General features: G+C 67.0%; 11 protein-coding genes. 6 read left to right on the forward strand and 5 right to left on the reverse strand.

The genetic code is table 11. From position 1 onward, the window contains the following. The first annotated feature begins 55 nt into the window (after positions 1-55). From B3349_RS03525 to B3349_RS03535, 3 genes are all read left to right on the forward strand, one after another. Complete coding sequence (locus B3349_RS03525; RefSeq protein WP_291586453.1) at positions 56-937, forward strand: DMT family transporter; 882 nt, start codon at positions 56-58, stop codon at positions 935-937. Between the two features lie 126 nt (positions 938-1,063). Further along, positions 1,064-1,480: an RcnB family protein gene (locus B3349_RS03530; RefSeq protein WP_291586455.1), complete on the forward strand. Its 417-nt coding sequence runs from the start codon at positions 1,064-1,066 to the stop codon at positions 1,478-1,480. Positions 1,481-1,719: 239 nt separating this feature from the next. Beyond that, positions 1,720-2,313: an exopolysaccharide biosynthesis protein gene (locus B3349_RS03535; RefSeq protein WP_218333236.1), complete on the forward strand. Its 594-nt coding sequence runs from the start codon at positions 1,720-1,722 to the stop codon at positions 2,311-2,313. A gap of 105 nt (positions 2,314-2,418) precedes the next feature. Here B3349_RS03535 and B3349_RS03540 read toward each other — a convergent pair whose 3' ends face one another. Further along, the gene (locus B3349_RS03540) at positions 2,419-3,612 is read right to left on the reverse strand and encodes a phosphoglycerate kinase (protein ID WP_291586459.1); all 1,194 of its coding nucleotides are present in this window, start codon (positions 3,610-3,612) and stop codon (positions 2,419-2,421) included. Positions 3,613-3,911: 299 nt separating this feature from the next. Here B3349_RS03540 and B3349_RS03545 point away from each other — a divergent pair, with 299 nt between their 5' ends. Further along, the gene (locus B3349_RS03545) at positions 3,912-4,145 is read left to right on the forward strand and encodes a hypothetical protein (protein ID WP_291586461.1); all 234 of its coding nucleotides are present in this window, start codon (positions 3,912-3,914) and stop codon (positions 4,143-4,145) included. A gap of 104 nt (positions 4,146-4,249) precedes the next feature. Further along, entirely contained in the window at positions 4,250-4,927 is a 678-nt protein-coding gene (locus tag B3349_RS03550; RefSeq protein ID WP_414646850.1) for an N-acetyltransferase, read from the forward strand. Positions 4,928-4,972: 45 nt separating this feature from the next. Here B3349_RS03550 and B3349_RS03555 read toward each other — a convergent pair whose 3' ends face one another. Together B3349_RS03555 and purB are read right to left on the reverse strand one after the other, a co-directional pair. Beyond that, on the reverse strand, positions 4,973-5,533 hold the full coding sequence (locus B3349_RS03555; RefSeq protein WP_291586463.1) for a YaeQ family protein: 561 nt from the start codon (positions 5,531-5,533) through the stop codon (positions 4,973-4,975). Between the two features lie 148 nt (positions 5,534-5,681). Then, positions 5,682-7,061 carry an adenylosuccinate lyase gene (gene purB, locus B3349_RS03560; RefSeq protein WP_066538153.1) on the reverse strand — a complete coding sequence of 460 codons (1,380 nt, stop codon included), beginning with the start codon at positions 7,059-7,061 and terminating at the stop codon, positions 5,682-5,684. A 150-nt stretch (positions 7,062-7,211) separates the two neighbouring features. Between purB and B3349_RS03565 the strand changes: the two genes are divergently transcribed. After that, positions 7,212-7,832 (forward strand): glutathione S-transferase N-terminal domain-containing protein, encoded by a 621-nt coding sequence (locus B3349_RS03565; RefSeq protein WP_291586634.1) that lies wholly within the window; start codon positions 7,212-7,214, stop codon positions 7,830-7,832. Positions 7,833-8,118: 286 nt separating this feature from the next. On the opposite strand, the gene B3349_RS03570 is transcribed toward B3349_RS03565, so the two are convergent. Together B3349_RS03570 and glnE are read right to left on the reverse strand one after the other, a co-directional pair. Further along, on the reverse strand, positions 8,119-9,327 hold the full coding sequence (locus B3349_RS03570) for an HD-GYP domain-containing protein (protein WP_066538150.1): 1,209 nt from the start codon (positions 9,325-9,327) through the stop codon (positions 8,119-8,121). A gap of 86 nt (positions 9,328-9,413) precedes the next feature. Beyond that, positions 9,414-12,170 carry a bifunctional [glutamate--ammonia ligase]-adenylyl-L-tyrosine phosphorylase/[glutamate--ammonia-ligase] adenylyltransferase gene (gene glnE / locus B3349_RS03575; protein WP_291586466.1) on the reverse strand — a complete coding sequence of 919 codons (2,757 nt, stop codon included), beginning with the start codon at positions 12,168-12,170 and terminating at the stop codon, positions 9,414-9,416. Positions 12,171-12,244: the final 74 nt, after the last annotated feature.

The following is a 12,244-nucleotide window of genomic DNA, read 5'->3' on the forward strand; positions in this document are numbered from 1 at the left end:
GGCTGTCGCGTGTGTCCCTCGGTGGGCCGGTTCTTGCCTGCACAATCGGCCGCCTATGCCCCGCTTCACGCCCCGTCAACTTGTCCTGCTGGTTTTGCTCACCGTCGTCTGGGGGCTGAACTGGCCCATTATGAAAGTCGGGGTGGCGCATTTCCCCCCGCTGACCTTCCGCATGGTGGCCATGTGGCTGGCCGTGCCGGTGCTGGCCGCCGTGCTGTGGCAGCAGCAAGCGCCATGGACCGTACCGCGGGCCGCCTGGGGCAAGCTGGCCATGCTGACGCTGACCAATATGCTGTTCTGGCACTGCCTGATGATTCTGGCCATCCCGCTGCTGTCCAGCGGGCGTGCCGCCATCCTGGGCTACACCATGCCCATTTTCTCGGCGGTGCTGGGCGCCTTCTGCTTTGGCGACCGGCTGGCCGGCCGGGCCTGGGGCGGCGTGGCCGCTGCGGCCCTGGGCGTGGTGTTGCTGCTGTGGCACGAAACGGCCGCCATGGGCAGCCGCCCCGTGGGCGTGGGCCTGATGCTGGCCGCCGCCGCCGGCTGGGCCCTGGGCACGCAGCTGCTGCGCCGCACCAGCATGCCGGTGCCTTTGATGACGCTGTCGTTCTGGATGGTGCTGATCACGGCCATCGTGCTGACCGTGCTGGCTGCGCTGCTGGAGCGCGAGCGCTGGGTCTGGCCGGACCGCACGGCCCTGGTCACCATCCTCTACAACGGCCCGCTGGCCATCGGCTTTGCCCAGGTGACCTGGTTCTTTCTGGCGCGCACGCTGCCGCCCGTGGCCTCCACCTTGAGCGTGATGCTGATTCCGGTGATCGGCGTGTTCAGCGGTGCCTGGTGGCTCGGCGAGGTGCTGCACTGGCAGGACTGGACGGCCGTGGGCCTGATGGTGGTGGCCATCGCTTCGGTGCTGTGGCCGGCACGGTCACGGTGAGGGCCTGACGGCGCGGTGGCGGTACGCACGGTCACGCAACTTTGCCTGCGCTTTACCTCGGTGTGGGCTGGGCGTTGCATGCGCTGCCTACGATGGCTGCATCGATATTTCCTGAGGAGGACTGCCATGCAACCGAAATTTTCCGCCCTGTTCGCCGCCGTGATCCTGGGCGCTGCCAGCCTGTCGGCCGTGGCCCAACCCGGCCCGCAGGGCGGACCGGGAGCGGAGCGCCACGACGCACCGCGCAAGGCGCCCGCCGTGCAACCCCATCCGGGCAAGCCTGCCGCCCCTGCGGCCCATGCGGCTCCCCACGCGCCTGCGCACGGACAGGCCCAGCGCCATGGCGCCGGTCCGGACCACCGCTGGGTGCAGGGTTCGCGCGTGCCGCAGCAGTACCGGGGCCCGCACTATGTGGTGCAGGACTGGCAGCACCATGGCCTGAAGCGGCCCGGGCGTGGACAGCAATGGGTGCAGAACGGCCAGGACTATCTGCTGGTGGCCGTGGCGACCGGCGTGATCGCCCAGATCGTCTTCGGCCACTGAGTGCCGGCAGGCCCGGCCGCTGCGGCCGCCCTGCCCATCGCGTTCTGCAAGCCCGCCAGCAGCCTGGCGGGCTTTGTTTTTGATAGCTGCGTGCGCGCATGGGTATTGCGGCAAAAACGGTGTTCCGTGGGAACATCCGGGCCCAGGCCGCCACGCCGCTGCAACTTTGGGCGCTGTGCGCACTCAGACCGCATCCGGCTGCGTCCGCAGCCCTGTACCGCCCGCCACCCAAGGATGCCATGCTGAGCCATCTGCTCACCACCCTGATTGACGATATCGACGGCGACACCGTCACCCTGCGCGCGCTGCTGGAGGCCAGTGGCCGCCAGGGCATGCTGTTGATCTGCGCGCTGTCGTCGCTGCCATTTCTGATTCCGGTGTCCATCCCTGGTGTGTCCACCGTGTTCGGCGCCGCGATTGTGCTGCTGGCCTGCGCGCTGTTCCTCAACCGCCTGCCCTGGCTGCCGCAGCGCATTCTGGACAAGCCGCTGGATGCCGCCAAGCTCAAGCCTGTGCTGCACAAGGGTGTGGCCGTGGTGCGCAGGATCGATCGCTGGGTGCAGCCGCGCTGGCCGGCGCTGACCGGCTGGACCATGCTGCGCGTGAACAGCGCCGTGCTGGCGTTTGGCGGCCTGCTGCTGATGGCGCCGCTGGGGCCGATTCCGTTTTCCAACACCGCCCCGGCCGTGGGCATTCTGTTGCTGACCGTCGGCCTGGTGCAGCGCGATGGGCTGTTTGTGCTGCTGGGCTACCTGGGTCTGGTGCTGAGCGTGGCGTATTTCAGCGTGCTGGGCTATCTGGCGTGGACCGGTGGCAGCATGCTGTGGGGGTGAGCGCCCAGCCGGCGCAGAGGCCTTCTTCCCCCTCACCCAGAATAAAAAAGCCCGCAGTGTGCACTGCGGGCTTTTTTTAGAACGGTGGCCCTGGGGGGCTGACCTTCAGCCGTTGGCGCGCTTTTCCAGGATCTCGAAGGCAGGCAACTGCTTGCCTTCCAGCACTTCCAGGAAGGCGCCGCCGCCGGTGGAGATGTAGCCCACGTCCTTGTCGATGCCGTACTTGGCAATGGCGGCCAGGGTGTCGCCACCGCCGGCAATGCTGAAGGCGGGGGATTCGGCGATGGCCTGGGCAATCACCTGGGTGCCATGGGCGAACTGGTCGAACTCGAACACGCCCACCGGGCCGTTCCAGACGATGGTGCCGGCTTTCTTCAGCTGTGCCGCCAGCAGGGCTGCGGTCTCGGGGCCGATGTCCAGAATCATGTCGTCGTCCGCCACGTCGGTGGCTTTCTTGACGGTGGCCACGGCGTCGGCCGCAAAGGTCTTGGCGGTGATCACATCGGTGGGCACGGGCACATTGGCGCCGCGGGCGGCCATGGCATCGATCACTGCCTTGGCGTCGGCCACCAGATCGGGCTCGGCCAGCGACTTGCCAATCTTCAGGCCGGCCGCCAGCATGAAGGTGTTGGCGATGCCGCCGCCCACGATGAGCTGGTCCACCTTGTCAGCGAGGCTCTTGAGGATGGTCAGCTTGGTGGACACCTTGGAGCCGGCCACGATGGCGGCCAGGGGGCGTGCCGGTGCGGCCAGGGCCTTGTTCAGCGCGTCGATCTCGGCCGACAGCAGCGGGCCGGCGCAGGCGATGGGCGCGTACTCGGCGATGCCGTAGGTGGTGCCTTCTGCGCGGTGGGCGGTACCGAAAGCGTCGTTCACGAAGATGTCGCACAGCTTGGCCAGTTTCTGGGCCAGCTCGGGCTTGTTCTTCTTTTCGCCCACATTCACGCGGCAGTTTTCCAGCAGCACGACCTGGCCGGGGGCGACTTGCACGCCGTCCACCCAGTTGGCGACCAGGGGCACCTCGCGTCCCAGCAGCTCGGACAGACGCTGTGCCACGGGGGCCAGCGAGTCTTCGGGCTTGAATTCACCTTCCGTGGGGCGGCCCAGGTGGCTGGTGACCATCACGGCAGCGCCGGCCTTCAGCGCCATCTCGATGGCGGGCACGGAAGCGCGCACACGCGTGTCTTCGGTGATGTGGCCGGCGTCGTCCAGCGGAACGTTCAGGTCAGCACGGATGAAAACGCGCTGGCCCTGGGCTTTGCCCTGGGCGCACAGGTCGGAAAAGCGAATGATGTTCATGGCGGTGAAACCGGCAGGTCTTATAGAAGTGTGGGAGACGAAATCGGGTCGCATTGTAGAGGTCGGGGCTTGCGCCGTGCTGAGAAGGCGGGCGGAGCTCTTGGGCAATCCCTGGACATTGGGCCGGGGCAGGCTGCCGCACTCCGCCCATATCGCACCCATTTGGTGCGATATGGCGCCGGTGCTGGCCGGCCATGGCCGGGTCGCCTAGGATGGCCGCTTTCCACCGACAGTGTGTGTATGCCGTGGTCACCCGGACCCGGCCTGTTGCCTCGATGCCCGCCTGCTGCCTGCCCCATGTGTCTGCCCGCCCCCGTGGCCTGGGGCTGCCCGTGCGCGTGCAAAACCTGCTGCTGCCGGTGATGGCGCGCCTGAGCGAGCGCGCCGTGGTGCGCCGTGAAATCGGCCCCCGCCAGGCCGCACGGCCTGTAGGCGCTGGCCTGGGTGTCGCAGGCCAGCGTGTGGCGGTGACCACTGTGCCCCCGGTGCCGGCCAGCCCGCGCGGGCGCATGCCGACGGACAGGCACAGCTGAATCTTTGCGGGCACGCTGGTGCCCGCAGACCGGATGCGCGTGCCCTGCCGTCACGCCGTGCGTCCCGCTGGCCCGCCAAGGAGCATGCGGTGTACCTGCCTGCCATCGGGACGTTGTCCCTGCCAACCTTTGCTTGCAATTTTGCCGTGCCTGCGGTGTCCGCCTGGTGGCGGACCGTGCAGCCGTTGCAGCCGCAGCTGCATACCGAACTGCGCATCGACGTGATGCTGCCCCTGGTCGACGGTGAGCTGGAAGCGCTGTACGAACGGCTGTACCAGCCGGGCAACAAGCTCTACGGGCTGGAACGCCGCCCCCTGCACGACCCACAGTTCGTGCTGCACTGGCGCGAGGCCGACGGCGAATGGTTTGCCTATGTGGAAGATGTGGCCAATGCCTGCCTGGCCGGCTACACCGTGTTCAACCGCCTGGTGGAGGTGGACCGGCGCACCGACCGCCGCGTGCGCTCGCCCCATTCCCGCCTGGCTCCGGCCTACCAGCGCCGCGGCATTGCCAGTGCGGTGTACCAGCAGGTGCTGGACCAGGGCGTCTGCCTGCTCAGCGGCGCGCGGCAGTCGCCGGGGGCCCACGGTCTGTGGAACCGGCTGGCGCGCAGCTACGGCAGCCACTACGTGGCGATTGCCGGCGATAAATCGCTGCAGCACCTGGGTGCCTCCATCCCCGACAGCGATGTGCTGGACCAGCGTGCCACCCGCCGCCTGCTGCTGGGTGCGGGCTGGGAGCTGGCGGCTTTTGCACAGGCCGTGCAGATGGACTGCGCCTAGCCCGGGGCAACCGGCAGCCGGGCGAAGACGACGGGATGGCGGGTGTTACTTCCAGCGGGTGGGTTCGACGACGACCATGCCCTGGTTGCTGGACAGGGTCAGCTGCCCTTCCTGGATGGTCGCCTGCAGCTGCATGCTGCGCTCGGCCAGGCTGCCCAGTTGCTGTGCGACGTCGGAGTCGATGTACAGCACTTCCAGCTTGCCCTGGCGGTTGACCTTGCCCTCGATGCCTTTCCACCACACATGCGCTGCATGGTTGAAGGGGTAGACCAGCACATGGTCGGACTTGTTGCAGGCCTTGGCGATGGGCTTTTCTTCGGGCTGCCCCACCTCGATCCACAGGCGCTTCTGGCCGGTGTAGTCGGTGATGTGGACGTCGGGATCGTCCGGGTCGCTCAGGCCGATGCCAAAGCCCAGCGTGCCGTCACCGTTGCACAGGGCTTGTAGCTGCCAGGCGTTCAGCGCCAGGGCGACCAGGCGCACCATCATGCGTTCGTCGGTCTCGCTGGGGTGGCGTGCCAGGGTCAGGTTGTGGTCGGCGTAGTAGTTGTGGTCAATGTCGGCAATCGACAGATTGGCTTTGAAGATGGTGGACTTGATGGCCATGGCGGGGCGTGGTGGCGGTGCTGCCCGCAGGCAGTCCTTGGGAAACTATCAAAAACAAGAGCCACCCGCGCGCCGGCAGTGGCGCTGAGGCAGCTCTACAGCTAGGTCTTGCGGGTGTTGCCACCCGCAGGCAGGCGCAGGGGCCGGCTCAGACGCGGCGGGCCAGTTCGGCCGCTTTGCCGATGTAGGAGGCCGGCGTCATGGCCAGCAGGCGGTCCTTGTCGGCCTGGGGAATTTCCAGGCCGTTGATCAGGCGGTGCAGGTCTTCGGCCAGCACGGTCTTGCCGCGCGTGACTTCCTTCAGCTTTTCGTACGCGCCCTGCACGCCATAGCGGCGCATCACGGTCTGGATGGGCTCGGCCAGCACTTCCCAGGCGTTGTCCAGGTCCTGCTGCAGGCGCTCTTCGTTCAGTTCCAGCTTGTTCAGGCCGGTCATCAGCGAGGTGTAGGCCAGGGTGGCATAACCGAAAGCGACACCGATGTTGCGCAACACAGTGGAGTCGGTCAGGTCACGCTGCCAGCGTGACACCGGCAGCTTCTCGGACAGGTGCTTGAGGATGGCGTTGGCCAGACCCAGATTGCCTTCGGCATTCTCGAAGTCGATGGGGTTGACCTTGTGCGGCATGGTCGAGGAACCGATCTCGCCGGCCTTCAGGCGCTGCTTGAAGTAGCCCAGGGACACATAGCCCCAGATGTCGCGGGACAGGTCGATCAGGATGGTGTTGGCACGGGCCACGGCGTCGAAGATCTCGGCCATGTAGTCGTGCGGTTCGATCTGGATCGAATAGGGCTGGAAGGTCAGGCCCAGGCCCTGGGGCTCGGGGGTCTCGATGACCTTCTGGCTGAAGGCTTCCCAGTCGAAGTCGGGCCAGGCGGACAGGTGGGCGTTGTAGTTGCCCACGGCGCCGTTCATCTTGGCCAGCGTCTTCACGTTGGCGATGTTGTCCGAAGCCTTCTGCAGGCGCATCACCACGTTGGCAATTTCCTTGCCCACGGTGGTGGGGCTGGCGGTCTGGCCATGGGTGCGGCTGAGCATGGGCACCGCGGCGTACAGACGGGCCATTTCGCGCAGCTTCAGGATGATGCGGTCCAGGGCGGGCAGCACCACCATGTCGCGGCCGACGCGGATCTGCAGCGCGTGGCTGGTGTTGTTGATGTCTTCGCTGGTGCAGGCAAAGTGCACGAATTCGGCGGCCTTGAGCAGTTCGGGACGGGCGTCGAATTTGGCCTTGATCCAGTATTCCACGGCCTTCACGTCGTGGTTGGTGGTCTTTTCGATCTCCTTGATGGCGGCGGCATCGGCTTCCGAGAAGTTGCTCACCAGACCGTGCAGATAGGTGCGGGCACCTTCAGACAGCGGGGGGAACTCGGCAAAACCGGCATCCGACAGCGCGATGAACCAGGTGATTTCCACCTGCACGCGGCGGTGCATATAACCCTGCTCGCTCATGATGGGGCGCAGGTCGGTCAGTTTGGCGGCGTAGCGGCCGTCGAGCGGGGAGAGGGCGGAGATGTGGGACAGGCTCATGGGGGGCGATTGTAGGTGGGACGGCTGCAATGCGCAGGGCCTGCCCCCGACAGCCCCGATAGAATTTGGCCCAGATTCCGGCGCCGGCGCATGCCGGCCCGCTGCCACGCCATCTCCCCGCTGCCTTCCGCGAAAGCCTCCGCCATGTCTTTGTTGTTGATTGGTTCCCTCGCCAGCCCCTATGTGCGCAAGGTGCGCATCGTGCTGGCCGAAAAAAAGCTGGACTACCGTTTCCAGGAAGACAACCCCTGGGCAGCGGACACGCAGCTGCCCCAGACCAACCCGCTGGGCAAGGTGCCGGCCCTGGTGCTGGACGGCAAGGAGGCGCTGTACGACTCGCGCGTGATCGTCGAGTACCTGGACACGCTGTCGCCGGTGGGCAGGCTGATTCCGGCGGGCGGGCGCGAGCGCGCCCATGTCAAGACCTGGGAAGCCCTGGCCGATGGCGTGCTGGACGCCGGCGTGGCCATGCGCCTGGAGCAGACCTGGGCCGGCCGCAGCGAGGCCCAGCGCTGCCAGGCCTGGGTGGACCGCTCCCTGGACAAGGTGCAGCGCGGCCTGGATGCCATGCAGGCCCAGGCGCCCAGCGCACAGCCGTTCCTGACCGGTCAGCATCTGAGCCTGGCCGATATCGCCGTCGTCACCGCCCTGGACTGGCTGGCCTTCCGCTTTCCGCAGCAGGACTGGCTGCAGGGACGCCCGGCCCTGGCCGCCCTGCGCGAGCGCCTGGCCCCACGTGCCAGCTTTGCCGGCACGGCGCCGCGGCTCTGAACCGCCCCGCCGGCCCCGACCGCCCGCAAAAAAGCCACCCGGAGGTGGCTTTTTGCTTTGCATAAAAACGTTGTGAAGCGTCCCGAAACGAATTAAGAGAGGGAGGGAGGAGAAGCGCTCCAGGATGGACAGATGCCAAGCATGCAGGCTTCACAACAATAAACCGTTACGGTGGAAGCGATCACTCTCGCCAATCCACTACTTGCTAGATGGGCTCATTGGACAAAAGTTCCAGAGGGCCCGGGGAATTTTTATGTAACGGCTTGCATCCAGGCGGCCTGCAGGCTCAGCAATTGATCTCCAGCAGGCGGTCCAGCGGCAGGCGCACGCGCACGTCGCGCTGTGCCACCGGGGCGGAGATCTTCCAGTTCGGGTGGGCGGTGTCGCGCGGAATGGGTTCGCCCGTGGGCATGCCTTCCTTGTTCACCAGCACCGCCACCTTGGGGGTGGCGGCCGTGGTGCCGCGGCGCACGACCACGGCGGTTTCGCCGCTGGCCAGCTTGACCCAGGCACCGGGCGGGTAGATGCCCAGCGACTTGATCAGCGCGGCCCCGGCTTCGTCCACCGATTTGGTTTCGTCGTAGTAGCTGGCCTGCATGGCCGAGGTGACCGACATGGGGTGGCGGTTGGCGCGGGGTGCGATCCGGGCGCCAAAGATGTCGGCGCGCTGGATCATCCGGGCCAGCTGGTCACCCGCCGTCTTCTCGGCCAGGCGGCCGGGTGCGCGCAGGTGGTGACCCCGCACGCCCTGCAGCCAGACCTCGTCGGTGACACCCAGGTCGCGCAGCATCTGCTCCGAGCGCAGGGCGTGGTCTTCCACGGCCTGCGCCTGGGTGGCGCTCAGCGGGGTGATCTGCTGGGCCAGGTCGTCCTGCAGATGGCCCATGCCCAGGTTCATGCTCAGACCGGCGCGGCCGATCTGGTGGATGCGCTCTTCCGGCCAGCGCAGGGTTTCCCGGGCGGAAATCATGCACACCGCCGCCACCAGCATGGCGTGGGTGGCGCAGTAGTGGCGGGTTTCCTCGGCGGACATCTGCACCAGGGCCAGCAGGGTGGCGTCCGGGGCTTCGGCGCAGTGGCGGGCCAGACCCTGGTGCATGTTCTCGAACCGGGGCAGAAAGCTATCCGGGTCGGGGGTGCGCATCAGCTGGGTCAGGCGGGCCTGCCAGGTGGGCCAGTGCGGTGTCTTGCGTTCCCGGTCGGCGGCATCTTCCTGGGCCAGGGTGGCATGCATGGTCATGCTGGAAATCATGCCCAGGGGCTTGTCCGACATCAGCATGTTCTGCAGGTGGGCCTTGAAGGCGCGGAAGCTGTCGCCCGACTCGTCGGTGTCCACGCACAGGGTCTGTCCACGGGCCAGCAGGATTTCCAGTTCCTTGGGCGTACGGATCACATAGCCCTTCTGGGCCAGCAAGGCACCGGCCACCCCGCGCAAGGCGAAAGGCAGGGGCTGACCCAAAGGAATGGTGTCAATATTCAGTTCAACAAGGTTCATGGCGGCCACATGGAAGATGTGACATATTTTTACATCTTATGGAGGACTGCTCCACGGAAATTTCCGTTGGAACTGGAAGTAATTGCTTACGCATCACCAAAAACGGACTGCCACAGCTGCCGGATGGCATCGGACTGGACCTGGACGCTGGCCGGATCCACCTGGCCGTTGCCCTCGTTCAGGCGCGACTGGTGCTGTACCCGGCGCAGTTCGCGGTAGGCCGCTGCCGCTGCCTGGCCCTGGCCTGCGGGCAGCAGCCCGGCGGCTTCGGCCCGTTGCAGCAGCGCGATATTGCCCACATTGTCGATGAGTTCACGGTGCTGTGCGGACTGGGACAGTACCAGGTACTGCACCGCGAATTCAGCGTCCACCATGCCGCCTTCGCTGTGCTTCACATCAAAGGCCGCACCGCGCACCGGATGGGCGGCGCGCACACGGGCACGCATGGAGACAATCTCCTCGCGCAGCGCTGCGGCGTCGCGGGGGGCGGTGATCACGGTTTCGCGCACGGCATCGAAGCGGGCGGCCAGATCGTCGCTGCCCAGCACGAAGCGCGCACGGGTCATGGCCTGGTGTTCCCAGGTCCAGGCGGTGTTGCTGCCGCGTTGCTGCTGGTAGTCGGCGTAGGCCTTGAAGCTGGTGATCAGCAGGCCGGAATTGCCGTTGGGGCGCAGGGCGGTGTCAATCTCGAACAGATCGCCTTCGCCGGTCTTCACCGTGAGCCAGTTGATCAGCTTGCGGACAAAGGCGGCATAGACCTCCGGGGCGTTGTCGTCGGCGTCGTCGAAGACAAAGACGATGTCCAGGTCGCTGCCATAGCCCAGTTCCTTGCCGCCCAGCTTGCCGTAGCCAATGATGGCGAACTGCGGGACCTCGCGGTGGCGGTTCTTCAGGCGTTGCCAGCACCAGGACGCGGTCACGCGCAGCACGGTGTCGGCCAGCGCGCTCAGGTCGTCGGCGACCTGTTCCACGGTGATGGCGCCTTCCACGTCGCGGGCCAGGGTGCGGAAGGTTTCGGCATGGTGGGCCCGGCGCAGCAGGTTCAACAGGGTTTCGTCGTCGTCTTCGCCAGTGGACTCCAGCGCCTGCAGGCGCAGCGCCATCTCGTGCTCGAAGTCGGCGGCGGAAAAGCGTTCCTGGAACAGGGCTTCACCCGCCAGCTCGTCGATCACCCCCGGGTGCTGCTGCAGGTAGCGGGCCGGCCATTTGGCGGCGCCCAGCATGTGTAGCAGGCGCTCGTGCACGGAAGGGCGTTCCAGCAGCAGGGCCAGATAGCTTTCGCGGCGCAGCAGCGGCTCCAGCCAGTTGATCATGCGCACGGCGGCTTCTTCGCCCACCTTGCCCTGCTGCACCCATTGTGCGGTGCGCAGCACCAGGCGGAACAGGCGGGTGCGGGCCTCGTCGCGCAGGCCTTGCACGCGCGGCAGGTCACGCCACTCGGCCACGCGGCTGGTCAGGGCCGGCGGCAGCTGTTCGAGCAGTGCTTCCAGATCGGGAATGGCTGGGCCCCCGGCGATGGCGCGCGGCCCGGCGCAGTTGCCGGAGGCGCAGTCCTGGGCCTTGTCGCCGCCCAGCAGGGTGTCGAACTCCTGGGCCACCAGCTCGCGGTGGGCATCGAGCTGGTGCAGGAAATCCTGGCAGCGGGCAAAGCCCATGGTGCGGGCAATCCATTCCAGATCGTCGTCGCGCGTGGGCAGCACATGGGTCTGCTGGTCGTCCAGGTACTGGATGCGGTGCTCCACGCCGCGCAGAAAGGTGTAGGCCTCCGCCAGTTGCTGGGCCGTCTCCTGCGGCATCAGATTGGCACGGGCCAGGCGCTGCAGCGCTTCCAGCGTGGGGCGGCAGCGCAGTTCGGGGAACTGGCCGCCGCGCACCACCTGCAGCAGCTGCACGGTGAATTCGATCTCGCGGATGCCGCCGCGCGACAGCTTCACATCGTTGGCGCGTTCGGGGTGACCGGCGCTGCGGCGGGTGGCATGTTCGCGGATCTGGCGGTGCAGGCTGCGCAGCGCATCGAACACGCTGTAGTCCAGATAACGGCGGAACACAAAAGGCAGGACCACGCCACGCAGACCCTGCACATTGGGCGTGCCAATGCAGGCCGTGGGCGCGACGATGCGGCTCTTGAGCCAGGCGAAACGCTCCCATTCGCGGCCCTGCACCAGCAAATACTCTTCCAGCGACCCCAGGGACACGGCGGCCGGGCCGGAATTGCCATTGGGGCGCAGCGCCAGGTCAACGCGGAAGACAAAGCCGTGCTCGGTGGTGTCGCCGATCAGCGCGTAGATGGCCTTGACCACGCGGCCAAAGTATTCATGGTTGGAGAGCTTGCCGCGTCCGTCGGGCAGGCCGGCGGTGTCGCCATCGTGTTCGTAGACATAGATCAGGTCGATGTCGCTGGAGACATTCAGCTCCCGCGCGCCGAACTTGCCCATGCCGATGATCCACAGCTGGACCGGCTGGCCGTCCGGCCCCTGCGGGGCTCCATGGCGGCTGTCCAGATCGGCGCGGGCGGCCTGGCAGGCGCGGTCCAGGGCCAGCTCACCCAGCTCGGTCATGCTGCGGGTGACGGCGCCCAGGTCGGCCGTGCCTTCGCAATCCAGCACCATGGTGCGCTCCAGCACCAGCTGGCGCAGGATACGCAACGCCGCCCCCAGCTCACAGGGCTGGGCCAGGAGGGCGTCGAGCGCCTGCTCCATGGTGGCACGGGTGGGCACGCCGGCCGGCAGCAGCGGGAACAGGGCGTCGTAGCGCCGGTGCAGACGCTGCCAGAAACGCGAATAGGCCGCGGGCGGCAAGGCGGGGGTTGCGTGTTCGGCCGGGGAAATGTCTGCGCTCTGCATGTTCACCAAGGGATAGGGCCTGGGAAGCGTCTGCCAGCACCATGCCCCTACATGCTCCCTGTGCCGGGAGCAGC

The sequence above is a fragment of the Comamonas sp. UBA7528 genome (assembly GCF_002479375.1).
Lineage (GTDB): Bacteria > Pseudomonadota > Gammaproteobacteria > Burkholderiales > Burkholderiaceae_C > Comamonas.

Excerpts from the sequence above, each read along its gene's own strand:
- B3349_RS03525 (WP_291586453.1), top strand. The coding sequence starts at position 56 with ATGCCCCGCTTCACGCCCCGTCAACTTGTCCTGCTGGTTTTGCTCACC.
- B3349_RS03530 (WP_291586455.1), top strand. The coding sequence starts at position 1,064 with ATGCAACCGAAATTTTCCGCCCTGTTCGCCGCCGTGATCCTGGGCGCT.
- B3349_RS03535 (WP_218333236.1), top strand. The coding sequence starts at position 1,720 with ATGCTGAGCCATCTGCTCACCACCCTGATTGACGATATCGACGGCGAC.
- B3349_RS03540 (WP_291586459.1), bottom strand. The coding sequence starts at position 3,612 with ATGAACATCATTCGCTTTTCCGACCTGTGCGCCCAGGGCAAAGCCCAG.
- B3349_RS03555 (WP_291586463.1), bottom strand. The coding sequence starts at position 5,533 with ATGGCCATCAAGTCCACCATCTTCAAAGCCAATCTGTCGATTGCCGAC.
- purB (WP_066538153.1), bottom strand. The coding sequence starts at position 7,061 with ATGAGCCTGTCCCACATCTCCGCCCTCTCCCCGCTCGACGGCCGCTAC.
- B3349_RS03570 (WP_066538150.1), bottom strand. The coding sequence starts at position 9,327 with ATGAACCTTGTTGAACTGAATATTGACACCATTCCTTTGGGTCAGCCC.
- glnE (WP_291586466.1), bottom strand. The coding sequence starts at position 12,170 with ATGCAGAGCGCAGACATTTCCCCGGCCGAACACGCAACCCCCGCCTTG.